At 39.1% G+C, this 19493-nt stretch carries 18 protein-coding genes; 6 read left to right on the forward strand and 12 right to left on the reverse strand.

The features are described 5' to 3' along the window. Positions 1 to 2 precede the first annotated feature (2 nt). Genes K1720_RS08665 through eif1A form a run of 9 tightly spaced genes read right to left on the reverse strand, consistent with a single transcriptional unit; the run spans position 3 to position 7869 of the window. Positions 3 to 800 (reverse strand): GTP cyclohydrolase IV, encoded by a 798-nt coding sequence (locus tag K1720_RS08665; RefSeq protein ID WP_251948652.1) that lies wholly within the window; start codon positions 798 to 800, stop codon positions 3 to 5. 42 nt (positions 801 to 842) lie between these two features. Further along, positions 843 to 1607, reverse strand: a complete 765-nt coding sequence (locus tag K1720_RS08670) for a DUF4129 domain-containing protein (RefSeq protein ID WP_251948655.1) — start codon at positions 1605 to 1607, stop codon at positions 843 to 845. A 3-nt stretch (positions 1608 to 1610) separates the two neighbouring features. Then, entirely contained in the window at positions 1611 to 2000 is a 390-nt protein-coding gene (locus K1720_RS08675) for a DUF1699 family protein (protein ID WP_251948658.1), read from the reverse strand. Between the two features lie 5 nt (positions 2001 to 2005). Further along, a complete protein-coding gene (locus K1720_RS08680; protein WP_251948660.1) occupies positions 2006 to 3256 on the reverse strand; it encodes a DUF530 family protein in 1251 nt (416 codons plus the stop codon). Beyond that, the gene (locus tag K1720_RS08685; RefSeq protein WP_251948663.1) at positions 3253 to 4398 is read right to left on the reverse strand and encodes a DNA topoisomerase IV subunit A; all 1146 of its coding nucleotides are present in this window, start codon (positions 4396 to 4398) and stop codon (positions 3253 to 3255) included. Before K1720_RS08685 ends, K1720_RS08680 begins: the two co-directional genes overlap by 4 nt. Beyond that, positions 4391 to 6094, reverse strand: a complete 1704-nt coding sequence (top6B, locus tag K1720_RS08690) for a DNA topoisomerase VI subunit B (RefSeq protein ID WP_251948666.1) — start codon at positions 6092 to 6094, stop codon at positions 4391 to 4393. The genes K1720_RS08685 and top6B overlap by 8 nt, the downstream gene beginning before the upstream one ends. Then, positions 6081 to 6743: a KH domain-containing protein gene (locus tag K1720_RS08695; RefSeq protein ID WP_251948669.1), complete on the reverse strand. Its 663-nt coding sequence runs from the start codon at positions 6741 to 6743 to the stop codon at positions 6081 to 6083. Before K1720_RS08695 ends, top6B begins: the two co-directional genes overlap by 14 nt. A 1-nt stretch (position 6744) precedes the next feature. Next, positions 6745 to 7521 carry a serine protein kinase RIO gene (locus tag K1720_RS08700; RefSeq protein ID WP_251948671.1) on the reverse strand — a complete coding sequence of 259 codons (777 nt, stop codon included), beginning with the start codon at positions 7519 to 7521 and terminating at the stop codon, positions 6745 to 6747. 6 nt (positions 7522 to 7527) lie between these two features. Beyond that, a complete protein-coding gene (gene eif1A / locus K1720_RS08705) occupies positions 7528 to 7869 on the reverse strand; it encodes a translation initiation factor eIF-1A (protein WP_251948674.1) in 342 nt (113 codons plus the stop codon). 179 nt (positions 7870 to 8048) lie between these two features. On the opposite strand from eif1A, the gene K1720_RS08710 reads away from it, so the two are divergent. Further along, a complete protein-coding gene (locus K1720_RS08710) occupies positions 8049 to 9212 on the forward strand; it encodes a P-loop NTPase family protein (protein WP_251948692.1) in 1164 nt (387 codons plus the stop codon). Positions 9213 to 9337: 125 nt separating this feature from the next. On the opposite strand, the gene gdhA is transcribed toward K1720_RS08710, so the two are convergent. Then, positions 9338 to 10600 carry a glutamate dehydrogenase gene (gene gdhA / locus K1720_RS08715; protein WP_251948694.1) on the reverse strand — a complete coding sequence of 421 codons (1263 nt, stop codon included), beginning with the start codon at positions 10598 to 10600 and terminating at the stop codon, positions 9338 to 9340. 606 nt (positions 10601 to 11206) lie between these two features. Between gdhA and K1720_RS08720 the strand changes: the two genes are divergently transcribed. Continuing rightward, on the forward strand, positions 11207 to 12772 hold the full coding sequence (locus tag K1720_RS08720; protein ID WP_251948698.1) for a sodium:neurotransmitter symporter family protein: 1566 nt from the start codon (positions 11207 to 11209) through the stop codon (positions 12770 to 12772). Between the two features lie 157 nt (positions 12773 to 12929). Next, on the forward strand, positions 12930 to 13658 hold the full coding sequence (locus K1720_RS08725; RefSeq protein ID WP_251948700.1) for an alpha-glucosidase: 729 nt from the start codon (positions 12930 to 12932) through the stop codon (positions 13656 to 13658). On the opposite strand, the gene K1720_RS08730 is transcribed toward K1720_RS08725, so the two are convergent. Both K1720_RS08730 and K1720_RS08735 read right to left on the reverse strand, forming a co-directional pair. Further along, on the reverse strand, positions 13655 to 13972 hold the full coding sequence (locus tag K1720_RS08730) for a P-II family nitrogen regulator (protein WP_055281797.1): 318 nt from the start codon (positions 13970 to 13972) through the stop codon (positions 13655 to 13657). The genes K1720_RS08725 and K1720_RS08730 overlap by 4 nt on opposite strands. A gap of 87 nt (positions 13973 to 14059) precedes the next feature. After that, the gene (locus tag K1720_RS08735; RefSeq protein WP_251948702.1) at positions 14060 to 15745 is read right to left on the reverse strand and encodes a 1,4-alpha-glucan branching protein; all 1686 of its coding nucleotides are present in this window, start codon (positions 15743 to 15745) and stop codon (positions 14060 to 14062) included. Between the two features lie 208 nt (positions 15746 to 15953). Between K1720_RS08735 and rqcH the strand changes: the two genes are divergently transcribed. From rqcH to K1720_RS08750, 3 genes are read left to right on the forward strand one after another with little or no spacing between them, the layout of a single operon-like run. Beyond that, entirely contained in the window at positions 15954 to 17906 is a 1953-nt protein-coding gene (gene rqcH, locus K1720_RS08740) for a ribosome rescue protein RqcH (RefSeq protein ID WP_251948705.1), read from the forward strand. Then, positions 17903 to 18343 carry a hypothetical protein gene (locus K1720_RS08745; protein WP_055281791.1) on the forward strand — a complete coding sequence of 147 codons (441 nt, stop codon included), beginning with the start codon at positions 17903 to 17905 and terminating at the stop codon, positions 18341 to 18343. The genes rqcH and K1720_RS08745 overlap by 4 nt, the downstream gene beginning before the upstream one ends. Positions 18344 to 18381: 38 nt before the next feature. Continuing rightward, complete coding sequence (locus tag K1720_RS08750; RefSeq protein WP_251948708.1) at positions 18382 to 19464, forward strand: radical SAM protein; 1083 nt, start codon at positions 18382 to 18384, stop codon at positions 19462 to 19464. Positions 19465 to 19493: the final 29 nt, after the last annotated feature.

Genomic DNA, 19493 nt, shown 5'->3' on the forward strand with positions numbered 1-19493 from the left:
ACTTAATACCAAGTTTCTGCAATTACATCATGTCGATGAATACTCTCGTGACTTACGACCTTTACGTGGATCCTTCCTTTAAACTTTTGTTTTGCCTTGAAAATGATCTCTCTAGCCACATCTTCCACGAATTTTGGGTTAGAGTACATGTTCTGAACCACTGCATTCTCATCGATTGTTTTTAACAATGTGTAAGTTGGGGAACTGAAAGAGCTCTCTACAAGGTCTATCATATCTTCCAGCGCTATCTCCTCTCCATAATTAGTTCTTATCTCTAAAGTTGCAATTGCTCTTTGGATATGTGTTTTTCCTTGGTTATTTGCCATGGCATGAGGACAAGCAGTATTACCAATTACTGTCACTTTTAAGACTTTTTCCACATTTTTGAGCTCCTTTATTACCCCCACTTCAACATCATAAGCTTCAAGACTCACCTTCTTACTCGCAGGAGTTTGTCTTTCCATGATTAATTGAGTCTTAACCCATATCTCAGCCCTTTTGTGAGGATGTTTTTGTTCCAAACGGTGAATTATGGCAAGTCCAAGTTCCTCTAATGAAGTGTGTGCTTCTTTTACTTCTTCCTCTACCGCCTCACTCATTGTTTCGGTGATGCTTTCAACAAGGCGGCTCATATGGATACCCTTCTTCTCCTCAGGCACATCTATAGTTATTTCAAACGTTGGGATGAATGTGTAAAGTTTTCCTTTCCAGTTTATCCTCGCAATTGTTCGCAAGTTAGTTATGCCCACCCTATGAAGTCTCTCCCTAATTTCAGGGATTTCTTCTTGAGTTTCGAACATTTTCTCACCACCAGTAGGAGAACCTAAAGATTTCTTTTAAACTTATCTCAAGAATCGCATCAGGTTTTCATAGCTCTCCTTAGCAATTTCGATTTCTTCTTTGCTAAGTTTGTAACCATACTTTGCTTTTTCAAATACTCTTGTGATCTTATCCAGATCCTCCAAATCTTCAAAAATGTCCCTTAATTTATCCTCATGCTCCCAATGAGTCCAACTTTTCTGATAAGGGTACCCTCTTTTTATGAGGCCTGCAACAACATTTTTGTACATTTTAATTATTCTTTCCTCAGGACTTCCTTCAATTGATTCAAAAGTTACTTCAGGATCAAACTTAGCAATCTCCATTTTTTGCGGTTTTTTTCTTTGTTGTAAAAAAAGAAACATTATGATAACGATAAACACGAAAAGTGGAGCAAAATATGCATAATCTGGAAGAGGTTCATAAGTTACTGTAAATGTATCATTAAAGAAGTGGAATTTTGGGTACTTTATTACGGGGGCCCTCACTCCCCTATAAGCTTCTATCTTTTTGCTGAAAAGTGCTCTAAGAGCAATAACAATCGCAAGGATTATAAGGAGCTCTCTCAAGTAGTCTCCTTTAGTCTTTCTCTGCTTTTTTACTGGCATTATTGGAACTCCTTTTTCAAAGAGAAACCATACTGCATATCCGAGAATCCCAAAAAAGAAGGCGGCCCATGCAAGGTACAAAATCTCAATATTAAACGAGCTTTGTCCATGTTCCACAGTAGCCCTGAATAACACGGCAAAAAGAAGTAATATTAACACAAACGGCAGTATCCGTCTCATTTCTTATCGCCCATTAATTATGTAGTAAACTGTTCTTAACGGAATACCCAGCTCTTCACTTATCTCTTTTGGAGTCTTTCCTTTTTTTATCAACTCTTCAATTAATTTCAAAGTACTAACATCATACTTTTTGGGTCGTCCTCGGGAATGATTTGCTGGAACTAACTCTATACCCATTTGGCTGAGAGCCTTTACAATCTTTTTAGAGACTTTTGGATAAAGACTTGGAGGGCACTTAATTACTTTCACGTTAGGGGCCTTTTCTAATATCTTCACTAGGATTATCTTGGTTGGTCTGAGATTTATGTAAACTTCAGTTGCATCTCTACTTAGCATCTCATCTATCTTTCTCAATAACTCTTCATTATTTCTCGCTTTTATCTCTACCTTCATCCCACTCACCCTTGGAGCAACTCCAAAAACTGTTTCGCCTTATCACTCTTAGGCATGAATCTCTCAAATTTACTTGTATCCTCAAAAAGGGACATATGAAGTCCAGAAAGTACAAACTTTTCTATAGCCTCTCTCAAGTCGTTTTCATCAATTCCAAGGAGGTTACTGATTTTTTTCTCATCAAATGAACTAATACCGTAAAGTACAACTCCCCCCAGAAGATAATTCGGGATGTTTGATATTTCACTTCTTTTCCCACTTAAGAGCTTTTCAATCTCGCATTTTTTGATGATTAACATGCTTCCAAATCCTGTCCTAAATTCCGGTTCGTTCATGAAGGGAGCATCGAAAATTGAATAGTGACAGTCAATACATGGCTTCATCTGCGGATATATGCTAATAGCTTCTCTCTCTTTCTCGGATGTAATATAATAGTATCTGAAAAAGTCAAGAGCAAGAAATTCAACTCCTTTGCTTGGATAACAAGAAGCATATGCTAATGCAATGTTATCAACAGTATAATGACTGTTAATTAAAACCCCTTTAGTCTTGACGTAACTTAAAACTCTCCACCTATATTTCTTTCCAAATCTCTTTCTCAGTTCACTGTCTATGTCTGCATCTATGGGCAACTCTAAACGCTCTTTCTTCAGCCTGCCTCCTTGCCAATACTCTACTTCTATTCTTATTCCTTTTTTCCTAACTTGGCCCTTCTCTTTAAGTTTTGCCTTTATTTCTTTAAAAGTGTCTCTCACTTTGTTATCCTGTTGGCCAAGAATCTTAAGCACGTCTCCTGAATAAGCAAGATACGGTAGAATCTCAAGTCTCCCAAGCTTTATAGGCTTCTCAACCACCTTTAATTCTTCCAATTCTTTTTTGTTCGTGATATTTCTGACGTCCACCTCTTTTTTGCCCCTGTAAAAGGTATAATGAGAGGCTATTGTAGCAAGGGCAATTTTATGTCCGGTTATGGCAGTCCTGAGTCTTTCAAGAGTAAGCATCCGATAATGATTTCTTAGAAAGATCCTACGAATGTGTGGATCTCTTTCTCGCTTGCTTGGTGCTCCAGTGTAGGAGTGGGTATCACCTACTCTACGGGAAAGTTCGTCCTCAAAATCTTTGAGGATTGTTAGATTTCTATTTAAATTAAAAGCTAAATAGAGGGGATCGAAATTCTCAAATAACCTACTCATGTTTATCTTTATGTCATCCAAAGCCCTATTAATCTGAGCTATAAGTTCCTCCGTCGTAGTCATGGAAGTAACTCCTCTTTATCAATTTTCTCTGGGAGGTATTCCCTAGCAACAAATTCTAAACTCTTATTGGCTAGAGCTTGTTGTTCAATTCTCACTCCCCAATTAAGGGCCAATTTAAGTTGCCTTTGCCATTCCTTGTTCTGGAACCAAGGATAATTCATTTCTTCTATGATACGTTTATAATCTCCAGTTGGTCCACCTTTCTTATTAGGTGGAATCCCTTTGAGCTTCTCTGTGACGTTTTCAAGACCATACTGCTTTATGTCATCCATAGTCATTCCTACAAATTTTGCTTCGGGAGTGGCAAGCTTTTCGCTAAGATAAGCAAGATTTATTGACCCTTGCTTTATTGTGGAGTAGATGTACCATCCGTAAGGGTCACCATCGGTGAAAACAATTATTGGAAGTCCTTCTTCGTAGTGAAGTCTATGAATTAAACGCCTGACACCACGAGAAGCCTGTCCTTGAGTTGCAACCACTAGGGCCTTCTCCTTCTTTGGATATTTTTCTTCAATTAGCCTATCTGCCATAGCTGCTGTCTCTACTACAAGTACATAATCAACATTAATCTCCGGAAATTCTATGTGCTCAACAGTCCCAGGGACTGCCCATCCACCCATACCAAGCTTCGAGGCATTAAACTCGTCTTCTCCGTCCCTAATAACTATGTCTCCATAAATGTAGCCTCTTCTATCTGCTGTTATGTGCATTTCTTCTCTAAGAACTCCAAACATTCTCTCTAAATCTTCTATAACAGGATCACTTTCACTCTGATCTTCAAATGTATTTTCTTTAGTTCCAGGAATGGTGTGCTTGTTTGCATAATAGGCTTCTCTCAAGCTCGCGTGTTTACCCTCACTTACGAGTCTTTTTATGTAAGCTGCTATTAAAAGAGTCTGCATAAACTTTCTTGCATGTGCTACGTGAAAGAGATATCTTCTTGACGTTTTATTCCCCATTTTAATCAAACGATCTCTTTCATCAAAGTATACATTACTAAGTCCTCTAGTAGGAACGTCTATGAATGGATTCCTTCCTGCAACTATTTCTTCGAGTACTCTTTTTCCAAAATTCTCAAGCTGTTTGAGGACTTTCTTAGGATCATAGCTAAACCTCTCTTTTGGTTTCTCGCGTTTAAGCATTTCCCTCAGCCTCCACGGCTTGTTCTTCTATTGTTTCAAATTTTTTCTCAATCATCGTGATCAGCATCTCTTTAATCTCTTCTTCAGACATGCCAGTAAGTACACTCAAGGCTTTTGAAACCTCCGGCACATACTTTTCAAAGGTCTTTCTTCTTTTAACTTGGTAGAGCTTACGGTGTTTTCCACCCAAGTACTTTGCAAGTCTCCTCGCTGCTTCCATTACTGCAAGTCTTATCTCTTCGTAGATTTCCTCTTCATTTGCAACACTTTGTTTTCCAGTTGATGTATATGGGACATGAACACTGATCACGTTCACTAAAAGCACTAATGGAGTTCTATCTATATCATCTACCCTATAACGCTTCCAATCAATACTCCTTGCTGCAGAAGTTATTACACACGAACCTGCATCAAATAATAAGGGAACTCTGTTTGCATACCTTAAGAGATCAAATCCACTGCTTAACTCCCCACCAAAGGCAAGTCCAACTTCAACTTGGAATGGGATACCACCACGATAAACCTTTGGTGATCTACTCACAGCAGTCACAAATTCAGGCCTTAAAATTCCGGTAAGTCCTTTTTCTATATTTTCCTCTCCAATTGGTCTAAGTCCATGAGTAGGAGGCGCCAAAAAGTTCATATATTTAAATGCTTCAACGATCTCCTCTGCTTCATGCCAAGTGAGTTTTTCTGGAGGTTTTTCCATGATCTTCCTGACATCTTTAAGAACCTTCTTCCCTTTCTTTCCAAAACTGGCTATTATCCTATCTACCTCTCCTTCAGTAAGTCTTTTTAGAAGTTGTTCTCTGACACTCTGCTCTTCTTCGCTCTTTATAAGCCTCAAAGCAGTTATATACCTCACTAACTCATCGATTTTTTTGTCACTTATTCTTGAAAATCCTCCTATAAGGAGAGTCCTCACAGTAGTTCTCGTAGTCCTTTTAGCCATCCTGTATATGTCATCAGTCATGACACCTTTGGGATGTGGCTTCATTTCTTCCGGAGGTTCTGGAACCTTATCACTACTTCTTGGGAAAACTATCAGCTTCCCATCAGGTTCTATGAGTTCAATATGCGCGTGAGGATTAGCTATAGCAGTGAGCTTTAAATACCAGTAGGGGCCCTGCTTAGATCGAATATAACGAACATCTTTAACCTCCATCTCTATTCTTGTACCTCTCCAACCAGTTGGATTTGAGTGTTTTATTTTCTTGAAAATTTTCCCTTCATTCTTCTCTACATCAATACCTACCCAAGCCTCAATGATATCTTCCCCACCTGTGGAAGTGATAACTCTAGTAGCTTTTCCACTTGTAATTTGAGCAAACATAACTGCTCCACTAATACCAATACCTTGCTGTCCCCTGCTTTGAATATTTCTATGAGCCTTTGTACCAGCTAGCATTTTACCAAAAACGTGTGCAATAAATTTCTCTGGAATCCCAGGTCCATTATCTTCTACAATTATTTTGTAGTGTTCTGAAGCAAGTTCTTCTATCTCAACTCTAACGTATGGTAGTATTCCAGCCTCCTCACACGCATCCAAAGAATTTGTCACAGCCTCGTGGATTAAGGTCGTAAAAGAACGCACTTTTCCAGTGTAACCCAACATTGCAGCATTTCTTCTAAAGAACTCACTGACACTCTGTATTTTAAATTCCTTAAACAGCTTATTTGCCTCAGAATTCGCCATAATACATACCTCCTTCGAGCTCTAAGTCTTTCTTTCTTCTTTCTAGGTACTTGTAAACGGTCCCATGGGGAGAACCTTTGACAAGTTTTTCAATCGCAGTTTTTGCTATCTGAACTTGGATTGGATTCCCAATAATTGCAACTGTCTTTCCATAAACACTTATATCTGTGCCACTCATTTCCTCTATGATCTCCCTAGTTCTCCCCTTTCTTCCAATGATCCTTCCCCTAACTCTTGGAAGGGCATTTTTCTCATTCCCTACAATGACATCGGTTAGATCAACTACCTCAAGCACTTCCCCCTCATTTAAAAGCCTAAAGGCTCGTTTTGGAGAAAATCCTCTTCCAATAGCAAGAACTATATCTCTAGCCTTCCATACCGCCAAGGGGTCATCCGTCTTTTCTGTAGATGTAATAAACACCTCTCCTGTGTTACTATCAATCTCTATTTTGGTCTTTGTAGCATCTTCAATCTTTTTCTTTGTCTCACCTTTTTTACCAATAACTACTCCAATTCTCTCTTTGGGGATTCTCACAAACTCTTCTTGCTCACCAAATGCAACAAACTCCTCGATCTCGAAAGATTTTTCTTTATTTCCCTCTTTATCTACATACTCATATTTCTTGAGTTTTTCTTCAAATTCATCCATACTAATCACCCGAAAGCTCTCTAAATTTTTCATCAGGATCCTCAACGTTAATTCCTTTTTTAGCGAAATAATTGATTATGTTTCTCAAATCTCTACGAAGCAGTGTTAAGGCCATTCTATTTCTTTTTACAGTTGCCTGAGACCAATCAATTATCACCGGTCTTTCCCAAATTAGTATATTATACTCACTCAGATCTCCGTGAACCATGTCTCCTCTCTTCCAAAGCTTTTCAATAGACCCCATTGCAAATTCATAAAGTTCTTCAAAGTCCTTTTTATCGAGCTCTCGTTCAATATCCTTTAATCTCGGAGCTGGATATTCATCTCCTATATATTCCATAATCAGGACATTGTTACCAAATGCTATAGGCTCTGGAGCTCTTACTGCATATTTCATGGCCCTTTGTAAATTTTTAAACTCTCTTCTTGTCCATACAAATACTAATTTCCTTATGTCTTTCGGTAGATATCCTATTCTTGGATCTGCGGCTAGATATTCCCATATTCTTCTAAATTCTGTGGTATACGTCCGATAAACCTTAACTGCAACATAATTACCATCGCCGTCAATGGCCTTAAACACATTTGCCTCCTTCCCTGTGGAAATCACGCCTAATAGATGTTCTATTTTCCCCCTTCTATGGAAATACGCAAGCGTATCAATTGTTGTTTTGTCAAATACCTCACTAAATACTTTATAAAGCTCACTATCTTTTTCTCTACGTTCATCTAGCCCTAAAATTTGGGAAATCTCTCTATCAATATCTTTATGTCTCATACTTCATCACAATGTCAGACCACCACTAAGAAATTCCTGGGTGATCTTTTTCTTTCTGAGGAGCCAATCCACTTGGGTTCTTGTATAACGATAGACTATGTCTCCTCTCTCATCACTTTGAACTTCCCACGGCTCCACAACTACTACATCACCGATCTTAATCCACATCCTTCTTCTGAACCTACCAGGAATTCTGCATCTTCTTATCTTTCCATCAGAACATCTAACATCCATCCATCCTGAACCTAGGGCCTGTTCCACTATCCCAAATACCTGGTTATCCTTTGGAAGAGGGACTCTAATGACCTCTTCACCTTCAACACTCCTATTTTTATCCTTCCTTCGCATGAACATCACCTCACGTAGTTTATTTAATACCTTTATAAGCCTACGCTTTTGCAAATATTTTCCACTATCAGTTACTAGTGCTACTTTAAAAATTTTTGCATGAGCACATCTAAACATCCAAAAAGTTGAAAAAGAAAGAAGTCTAAACTCTAATTACCAAAATCTGGAGGTAGTGAGTTATGAAAGAAACAATACTTCTTACTGGACCTCCGTTAAATGGGCGAGACGAATACGCTGAAGAAGCTTTAAAATTAGCAAAAAGTGAGAACTTTCAATATTACCATGTTTTCGACTACCTTCGAGAGATAGGACGAGAAAAAGGAGTCAAAATAACCAGAAAAAATGTTCTGGACTTTGCAATAAGCCATCCAGATCTAATGAACACCATAAGAGATGAAGCTTTTAAAAGAATAAGAGATGAAATTGAAAGAAGTGATAAGAGCTTTCATCTAGTATCTACTCCTGCTCTTTTTAGATGGGGAAGTGGAAGTGTTTTGGGCTTCACTCTAAGCAACTTGAAACTTCTAAAGCCTAGTAGAGTGATAATTGTTCTAGACGATATTCTGAGTGTAAGGAGAAGAATAATACATGACAAAGAGTGGTTTGAGCGCTTTGGAAGAAACAAGGAAAATATAAAGCTGGCAACCCTCGTAATGTGGCGTGAAGATGCCATAAATCATGTAAAAACTCTTGTACATGAGTTGAATAAAGAAGGAATCCAAGTTCGTTATGTCCTTCATTTTGGCATTAGGCATCCTTATCAAACTTTCATCGATTTAATTTTCCATGAAAATGAAAAGCCCCTCATTTATCTTAGCTACCCCATGACTGGCCATGAGGAAGAATACTACCATAGAGTTAGAGGATTCTACAAAAAGTTGAGCAAGCATTTCACTGTCTTGGACCCGGGAGCACTTGATGATTGGTGGATTGTTGCTGAGTATGATGCCCAAGTGGAGAAGAATCCAGAGATACAAAGGATAAAAATAAAGAATATTTTTGATGGCGAGGAGATAGAAGAACTCGATAGAGACGACATTGAACAAGCAACCGATATTTTGAGGAGACAACTCGTTGAGAGAGATTTCAATTTGGTTGATGTAAGCAAGGCCATAGCAGTTTATCATTATGCTAAAGGAATGTCTGCTGGAGTCATAAGTGAAATGGCCGAGGCTTATAGAACTTTAGGTGCTATTTATTTGTACTACCCATTTAAAAAGAGACCAAGCCCCTTCATGGAGTTCTACGGCATGCAGAATCCATCAAGGAGAACGATGTTTAAAGATGAGGATGAGATGATAAGAGCTATGGTGGAGGAGAAGGAATATTGGACAAAGGCTTAGAGCAAACTGTGCCCTTTAAGAACATCTGAAATCTCCTCAATAGTTCCTTTTGCTCTTATTTTCCTTCCGGAGAAAAAGACGACGAAATCTGCAAGTAGAAGTAATATAGAAAAAGAGAAGAGAAATCACTTCTTAATCCATCCTCTGTCAAGCATAGCTTGATAAACTCTTTGGACTGCAACAACGTATGCTGCATCTCTCATGTTGATGTTCTTCTCCTTGTGGGTGTTGTAAACATCCCAGAAAGCCTTGGTCATCTTCTTGTCAAGCTTTGCTCTTGTTTCTTCGACTGTCCAGTAGTCACCGGTTATGTTTTGTACCCACTCGAAGTAGCTGACTGTAACACCACCTGCGTTACAGAGGAAGTCTGGGATAACAAGTATGCCCTTCTCGTAGAGAATCTCATCGGCCTCTGGTGTGGTTGGACCGTTTGCAAGCTCGGCAACGATCTTACCCTTTATGTTGTCGGCGTTCTTCTTTGTGATAACTTCTTCGATAGCTGATGGGGCAAGAACATCAACATCAAGCTCAAGAAGCTCTTCGTTGGTTATTGTGGTTGCGCCTGGGAAGTCTTTAACACTTCCGGTCTTCTTCTTCCAAGCAAGGACTTCATCAGCGTTGAGTCCATCTGGGTTGTAAATGCCACCTCTGCTGTCGCTTACTGCTACAACCTTCATTCCGTACTCTTCGCTCATGATCTTGGCCATGTAGTATCCGGCGTTACCGTAACCTTGGATTGCTATTGTTTTACCTTCAAGGGTATCCCATCCAAGGGCCTTTGCAGCCTCTCTAACTGCGAACGCAGCACCTCTTGCTGTAGCATCCATTCTTGCTACAATACCACCAACGCTTGGTGGCTTACCAGTTATGATACCAAAGGCAGGATCCTTTCTTCTTGAAATTGTTTCATACTCATCCATCATCCAAGCCATGATTTGTGGGTTAGTGTAAACGTCTGGAGCTGGAACATCGGTGTATGGGCTTATAACATCATAAATAGCTCTTATATATCCTCTAGCGAGTCTCTCCTTTTCTCTGTCACTCATTTCTTTTGGATTACAGATGACACCACCTTTACCTCCACCGTATGGGAGGTCCATAACAGCTGTCTTCCAAGTCATCCAAGCAGCCAAAGCTTTAACGGTGCTAAGTGTTTCTTCTGGGTGCCATCTAATACCACCCTTTGTTGGACCACGGGCCCAGTTGTATTGGACTCTAAATCCTGTGAAAACCTTCACAGAACCGTCGTCCATCTCAACTGGAATTGTTACCTCAACAATTTTTTGTGGCCTCTTTAAAAACTCAAGGGCCTCTTCACTTATGTCCATATATTGGGCAGCTCTCTCGAGCTGCTTAACAGCGATTTCAAATGGGTCTTGCTCAACCATGTTCATCCCTCCAACTTAGGTGATTAGCGATACAAATTTGAGCAATAGCCTATATAAACTTTTCGCTGAAAGTGCCTAGAGAACCGATATTTTTAAACAAAAGGTTGTGTACATACATTTTCCTATAAATAAAAAACCTCTAAAAAAGTTTTTTAATAAAAAAGGCCTCAAAAGCCTTTTTTAACATACATCAATGCCTAAAAAAGGGTATTGATGTATGGAAAGTTTTAAATTTGTCAAATATTTTCAATGTGGCAATACCCTCAGCGAGAAGTCGGTCATCACATCTCAGCTCACTCTTGTTCCAATCATCGGGTTATTGTATGTTTCCACTTTAGACTTTTTAAATTTAAAGCCGATTTAAATACTTATGGATATATTTCAGAATATTGAAATTTTTTGACTATTATCCAGAAAATTATTTTACACTTATTTCTGCTATTATCACTTTGACAAACACAAAAAGCCTAGTTTTAAGTCCTTGTAAATCGTCTTTTGTCGAAATCAGGTGAGAGAAAAGTTTTTAATAGGCAAAAACATAGACAAAATTGCCGGTATTTGTACATCGGCACAATTTTTCATACAATGCTATACGAGGTGAAATAGATGGAGCAAAGGGATAGGTGGGCAAGCAAGATTGGTTTGATCTTAGCTATGGCAGGAAACGCAATAGGTCTTGGAAACTTCTGGAGATTCCCATACCAGGCTGCCAAGAACGGTGGCGGTGCATTCATGGTACCATACTTCGTGGCACTATTCCTCCTCGGAATTCCTATTATGTGGGTAGAATGGGTTCAAGGTAGATATGGAGGTAAGTATGGCCACGGTACACTTGGACCAACATTCTATCTAATGTCAAGAGAAAGCTTGAAGCCAAGAACTGCAGTTATCTTTGGTATAATTGGTGGTATGTTGGCCTTCTCAGTAACAACACTCTTGAACAGTTATTATCTCCATATAATTGGTTGGTCAGCAGCTTATACCTACTTCAGCGCAACTGGAGCGTACTTTGGGCAAGACACGATCCAGTTCTTGATTGGATACCTAACCAACACTACTCAAGTATTGATATTCTGGGGCATTTCAGTTATATTGCTTGGAATTGCAGTTGGACAAGGTGTCAGTAAAGGTATTGAAAGATGGGTTAAAGTTATGATGCCCGTTTTATACATCGCAGCTATCTTATTAGTGCTCAGGTCATTGACTCTTGGATCTCCAGTTAAGCCAGAGTGGAGTTCAATCAAAGGTTTTGAATTCCTCTGGGAGCCAAGGTTTTCTGAAGTAACATGGGAATCAGCCCTAGCTGCTGCAGGACAGATATTCTTCACCCTAAGTTTAGGTATGGGTATCATACAGAACTACGCATCATATCTCGGTCCAGAAGATGACGTGGCACTTTCAGGTTTAGCGACGGTTTCACTTAACGAGTTTGCTGAAGTTATTCTCGGTGGTTCAATTGCTATACCAATAGCCTTCGCTTACCTTGGTGAAGAGGGAGTTGCAGGAGGAGTAGGTTTAGCATACATTGCATTGCCAAACGTATTCATGAACATGCCAGGTGGTCAACTCTTCGGTGCAGTATGGTTCCTATTACTCTGGTTTGCTGGATTCACATCAGCCATAGCTATGTACAACTATTTGGTTGCATTACTTGAAGAAGACCTCAAGATAAACAGAAAGACCGGTGCAGTATTTGTATTCATCCTCTATTTGATCCTCGGACTTCCAGTTGCATTAGATCCAACAGCAGCAAGCTTAGACTTATACTACTTAACAGAACTCGACAATTGGGTAGGCTCATACCTATTGGTGGTACTTGGTCTCTTTGATATCATAGTTGCCGTATGGCTCTTCAAACCAGAAAACTTCTGGGAAGAGCTTCACAAAGGTGCATACATTAAGGTTCCAGAGTGGGTTATGGTATTAATCAAGTACATAGCCCCAATATACACTCTCATATTGCTGGTCTTCACAACTAAAACCTACATAGCAAAGGGATACTTCAAGGCCGTGCCAAGCTATGTTGCTAACCCAGAATTTGCCAAGTGGGTCTGGGGAGCCAGAGGAATGATGCTATTGATACTCATTATTGGTGCAATAGAAGCATACATGGCCATTAAGAAGAAGTACGGCGAAGAGCTAGCAAAGAACGAGGTAATAATAAGGCTATGAGGTGAGGAAGATGAAAGCTAGTGCTTTAGCATTTATGGGTTTTGCATGGGGCGTAATATTAATCTGGATGTACTTGGCAGTGGGCAAATTGCTCAAGGCTGAGAAAAAAGCTTAAATCCCTTCTCTTTTCTTTTAATATTTAGAGGAGGTGTCCTTTATGAAAAGTCCAGAACTTCTTAGAGAAACTGCAGATGTTTTGGAAGAAACTGAAGAGAGGATAAAGAAGTTAACGTCACTCTCGCTTAGGAGAAAACAGAACGCATTGAATAAACTACGTGAAGCAAAAGAAAACTTTAGAAAAATGGCGAGTGAGGTTGTTATCGACAATGAAGAACTTGCGGAGTTTTTCTTAAAGCGTGCTGTGAGATTAAAGAACGCTACAAACAACAAAAGCATAGAAAAGTTGGGAGAAAAAGAATATATGAAAGATATAGATGCAATACTCAGGTATTCTAGAGCAATACCCTACGATTTTGCAGGTTATATGAAGTATGTTAACAGGGCATATAAGGCGTATGTTTGGGGGATGATAAGTTTCTTCGTTGTCACGGCGTTTCTGCCTGTAGAATTCAAGATAACCTCTCTTATACTGCTCATCCCAATAATACTTTCCTTGCTGAGCCTAAGAAAGAGGGGTCATAGCGGTCTTATGCTTGCATTTGCTGCTATTCCAATACCATTGATAACGGGAGCACTCGCGGTAAGAGCTTATTTGGATGTCTTCATAAGCCCCACGGGTTTACAAGAAGCTGCTCAAGGGTTAGGTGTTTCTCCAAGCACTGCCCAAGCTATAGCCGGAGCAATGGTGCTCTTTGGGATAGCTGAACTAGTACTCCTGAGTTATGCGCTCTATATGTTCTACAAGCACAGACACGCATTTCTCTAGTAAAGTGCTTCGTTTCCTTTTTCTCCTGTTCTTACCCTTATTGCCTCATAAACAGGCAAAACGAATATTTTTCCATCTCCTGGGATTCCTCTTCTTGCATTTTGAACTATTGTATCCACAACTCTCTCTACGTCTTCATCCTTAACAACTATTTCAATCTTCATTTTGGGCATCAATTCGTAGGGAGGAATTCCTCCCTGAACTCCCCTCCCCTTGACAGGATATGTGGTCATGGGTATTATACCCATCTGTTTCAGAGCTTTTTGCACTCTATCAAAATCCTCTTCCCTTACAATAGCCTCTATTTTTCTCATAACGTCCACCAAATATAATTAGAACAAAAAGAAAATAAACTTTTCCAAAAAAGATTAAAAAGACTCCAAATCCCCTCTAAGCATAGTTTAATTCCCGTTCTTGTGTGATTGTACGGAAGGCTGTGAGACCTCAACATATTCTGGAACTTCAGGGAAATCTTCGCTTACATAAACCTCGATATTTATTTGAGAAAATACATTGTCAATCTCCTCTATTTTCTTAAGAAAATCTTCTTCTGTAAATTCTTTTGTCTTGAAGTATTTTTCCAAAGCATTAGCCAAGCGGTGGAAATACTCGATATGTTCAAGGAGTCTTCTTTTTCCATATTCCCTAGCTTGTCCAGTAGTTACGAGGAAGGGCCAATCACTACTCTCAATGAGCAACAATTCTCTTGCAAGCTGCCTTAGGATTCTATCGCCTAATTTATCCTCATGTAAATATCTGCTCGCTAAAGACACCATCCGCCTCTCCGCTAAATGTATATGTGCCCACATCCATTCTACTTCAGGGTTCCACCATGTGTAATGAGTTCCATACATCCCCCAAGAACCTTCAGGAAGCTCAATCTCATGCTTTTCCCCATTGTACCTCTCAAGAAACTTTGAAATCGTTATGCTCTCTATGCCTTCTCCGAACATTAACTCAAGTACTTTCCCCAGCCATTTAACTCCCTCGAACCACCAGTGACCAAATAGTTCTGTATCATAGGGAGCAACCACGATTCCCTTTTCCCCGTGTTCTTTTTCGTAACCTTCTAAAAGTGTTCTAACGAGACTAACAAAATGTTTGGCATGTTCCTCAACTCTCTCCAAGGCTTTTTCAGGCACATAAGGTTCTTTGGCATCAAGTCCTACTTGCTTTGATGTTATCCTCCAATATTGTCCTCCACTTCTTGGAGCTTTTTTGTGAAACTCCCTATACCAAAAATCCCCAGGATAGCCTATCTCCGCACTCCATACTTGTAATCCAGTCTCTCTGTTTCTAGCAAATACTGCAATATTCGTGCCTATTAGAAAGTAAGGCCTTAAAGTCGACTTTGGAGTCCTAGCAGGTAGAATCGTTCCATATCCAAAGCTTACTGGACCTTGATCTATGAGGTGACTTTCAACAAAGAAAAATTCTAACTGATATTTTTCCAAAAACTTCTCAAGACCCTCTCTCCAAATTACTTGGCCTGTACTTGGACTCCGCCATAGACCTCGGGGCCGATAAGCACATTCAGGGAGCCAAATGCCTTTTGGCCTTTTCCCGAAGTATTTCTCATAAGTAAGGATACCATTTGCAATTTGACCTTCAATAGCCTCATCTCTTTCAAGAAGTGGGAGATATCCATGCGTCGCGGCAGAGGTTATTATTTCTATATAGCCTTCATTCTGCAGTTTCTTGAGTTCACCTAGGATATCTCCTTTTATATGCTCCCAATACTCATAAATCTTCATAAAGTAATCCAACGTGTAAGTTATGGACTTTTTGAGTTCTTCATCGGAATATCTCTCCAAATCCTCTTCCATGCTTTTGAGCTTTTTTTCCATATACTCCTCAAAACTTTTTTTCATATACTCATCTGCTAGCTGCTCAGCCAAAACTGGAGTAATCCCAATAACCAGGTTAAACTTCACTCCCTTCTTTTTAAGTCTCTCAAACTCCATAAGAAGGGGAAGATACGTTTCTGCAATTGCTTCAAAGATCCATTCCTCACCAAATGGCCATTTACCGTGTTTTCTTACATAGGGAATATGAGTATGAAGTACAAAAGTAAAGTAACCTTTCATCAATCTCACCTCTTTTTGAATCTTAGTAAGCGTTAATTACAGCCGAATATTTAACATTTTTGGCCTTTTTGAAGGAGTTTTGAGTTGACAAAATGATTTACAATAATAAAATAGATTCCAACGGAAAAGTCCTAACTTTTTGGACAATTGATATCTCATAGAAAAAGGGTTTAAAAAGTATCTCTCTAATTACTCCCGGTGAAAGAGAATGAAACAAGAAATGAGCAGTGTCGACATAAAGTACATAGTAGAGGAGTTAAAAACTTTGGAAGGTGCTAGAGTCGATAAAATATACCAAGACAAAGATCAAGTTAGAATTAAGCTGCATATGACAGGAGAGGGGAGAAAAGACTTAATCATAGAGGCAGGTAAAAGGATTCATTTAACTACTTACATAAAAGAGGCTCCTCAGCACCCATCCTCATTCACGATGCTGCTCAGAAAATATTTAAGCGGGTCACGAATGGAAAAGATAGAACAACATGATTTTGATAGAATTGTAAAGCTAAAAATTGGCAACTACACTTTAATTGCAGAACTTTTCAGGAAAGGGAATATAATATTGGTTGATGAAAACAACATGATAATATCTGCCATGAGGTATGAAGAGTTTAAAGACAGAGCAATAAAACCAAAACACGTGTATATGCTCCCGCCCGCAAGAGAGAATCCAGTTGACATTTCATGGGAAAGTTTTAGAGACCTTATTTCTTCTCAAGATGTGGAGATAGTAAGAGCACTAGCAAGAAAACTCAATATGGGAGGACTATATGCAGAAGAAATTCTCCTACGAGCTGGAATAGAGAAAACAAAAAGAGCTAATACTCTCGATGAAGGTGAGCTTAAAGTTATATTTGAAAAAATGAAAGAGGTCTTCAATGCTCCTAAAAAGGCCAATATCATATATGAAAATGACACTCCTGTAGATGTCTTACCTATCGAGCTTAAATGGTATGGAAGTTATAAGAAAAAATTCTTCACTACCTTTAGTGAGGCTCTTGACGAATATTTCGGAAAGATTCTTCTTGAGAGTGCAAAGATAGAGAGAACAAAGAAGCTTCAGAATAAGAAAGGACAGCTAGAAGCTACCCTTAGAAAACAAGAAGAGATGATAGAGGGATTTAAGAGGCAAATACAAGAAAATCAAGAGATTGGAGACTTGATATATGCTAACTTCACCTTTATTGAAAATTTGCTGGAAGAACTTTCAAAGGCCGTAGAAAAACTTGGATGGAAAGAATTCAAAGAGAGAATAGAAAGTGGCAAAAAATCTGGGAACAAAATCGCCCAGATGATAAAAAACATCGACGCTAAAGAGAAGACAGTTACAATCGAACTTGATGGAAAAAAAGTAAAACTCTATTTAAATAAAAGTGTGGGAGAAAACGCAGAAATCTACTATGAAAAAGCCAAAAAAGCAAAACATAAACTTGAAGGGGCTCAAAAAGCCCATGAAGAAACACTAAGAAAAATCAAAGAGATAGAGAAGCTAATAGAGGAGGAAGAAAAGAAAGAATTAAGTGTGAGAAAAATTAAGAAGAGAAAGAAAAAGTGGTTTGAGAAGTTTAGGTGGTTCCTAAGCAGTGAGGGATTCCTAATAATAGCGGGAAAAGATGCCACAACAAATGAAATCGTAGTTAAAAAATATATGAGTGAAAACGACCTCTATTGTCATGCTAACATTTATGGAGCCCCCCATGTGGTGATAAAAGATGGTAAAAAAGCTGGGGAAAAGAGTTTATTCGAAGCCTGTCAATTTGCTGTTTCAATGTCAAGGGCTTGGAAAGAGGGACTATACTCCGGAGATGCTTACTGGACAGAACCAAACCAAGTCACAAAAAAAGCCCCAAGTGGAGAGTATCTAGGAAAAGGAGCATTTATGGTGTATGGGAAAAGAAACTGGATGCATGGCTTACCTGTAAAGCTCGCTGTTGGAATGGTGCAATACGAGGAAGAGAAACTGCCCATGTGTGGACCAGTGGAGGCTGTAAAAGCCCATACTAACAAATACATTATCATCCGCCCAGGGAGAATTAAAAAGAGCGAATTTGCAAAAAGATTAGCAAAAATTCTAGAGAGATGGGGATACAAAGTCGATCTTGATGAGCTCATGCAAATCCTCCCCCCAGGCAATGGCGAAATTGTGGAGGTGATTGAATGATAACACTCTATGCCATAGCCCAAAGGGAACTTGCAAAAGATCTACTCTTTGAAATAGATGATGAGGTTGTTACCCTATCCGTTAAGGGTATTATGATAGCCAAAAGTGCCTCAAAAACATATAACTTCTCTTTTGTGGAAGTTACAGATAATGAGTTTGTTCTGGCAGTTCAAATGAAAGGATATGTGATTTACTTAGGACTTGAAAGTGACGAGATAATAGATGAAGATGCATATCCTGAACTAGTAAGAGCCTTAATAAATCATCTCTTGCCTAGCCTCCATAACTTGGCTAGAGAAGCTGAAAAAAGATATCAAGGGAAGGCCGACTTGCTTTTGGATGACAATATGAGTGCAGAAATGAAGGAGTTCTTCTATGAGTTACTTCTCAAACATCAACGGGGTTTACCCATTCACGAACAAGTCGATGTGGCATGAGCAAAGGATTTTAAACCCTAGGAGTGAGGAGAATAGATATGAAAGAGACAAAATACCATTCATACGTTGTTGGCGAGCTTCCAGAAGGGTGTAAACTCTGTGTTAACGGCGCAAAACTAGTATTATTTACCACCGGAATATGCCCTAGAGAATGTTTTTATTGTCCTCTTAGCCCCTGGAGAAGAGAAGACGTCAGCTATGCAAATGAACGACCAATAAAAAATGTTAATGACATTATAGAAGAAGCTAAAATCCAAGAAGCGTTGGGAGCTGGTGTTACTGGAGGAGATCCGCTTTCAAGAATAGATAGAACTGTCAAATACATTAGAACACTGAAAGAAAACTTTGGAAAGAGATTTCATATTCACTTATATACAACCGGTCTTCTTGCAACAAAAGAGAACTTAGAAAAACTCTACAACGCTGGTCTTGACGAAATTCGGTTTCATCCAGATATCTTTAATCCAAACTCTAATATCTTTCAAAAAGAAATTGAAAACATAAAAGGTGCCTTTGACTTTGAATGGGATATTGGAGGAGAAGTTCCTGCGGTTCCAGGACAAGAGGAGAGAATAAAGTGGTATGCCGAATTTTTAGATAAGCAGGGAGCAAAATTCCTAAACATAAATGAGCTTGAATTTAGTGAAACTAACCTCGACGCCCTGCTCTCGAGAGGACTTAGAACAGTAAGTGATGAGAGTTCTGCAATAAAAGGAAGTCTCAAATCTGGGCTGACGATTCTGGAATGGGGCGAAAAGAATACGTCTTTAAATTATCACCTCTGTACGGCCAAACTTAAGGATGCAATACAACTCAAAAACCGACTTAAAAGAATGGCAAAAAACGTCGCCAGGCCCTATATGGAAATAACTCAAGATGGGACACTTAAATTTGCAGTGGCTGAGTATGAGAATCTCATGGAGCTCTATGATCTTCTTGTAAATGATGCAAAGGTCCCAGAAGAATGGCTCTATCTAAATCTGAAAAAAAGAAGGATTGAAATGCCCATAGAAGTTGCAGAAGAACTTGTTGATGCTATAGAGGGTGATGTAAAGTTTTATGTCGTTGAAGAATACCCCACATGGGATAGAATTGAAGTCGAGAGAATTCCACTACTCTAATCTTTTCTCCTTTTGCTTTGCTCAAATAA

Origin of the sequence: Thermococcus argininiproducens, from assembly GCF_023746595.1 — an archaeon.
GTDB classification, from domain to species: Archaea; Methanobacteriota_B; Thermococci; order Thermococcales; family Thermococcaceae; genus Thermococcus_A; species Thermococcus_A argininiproducens.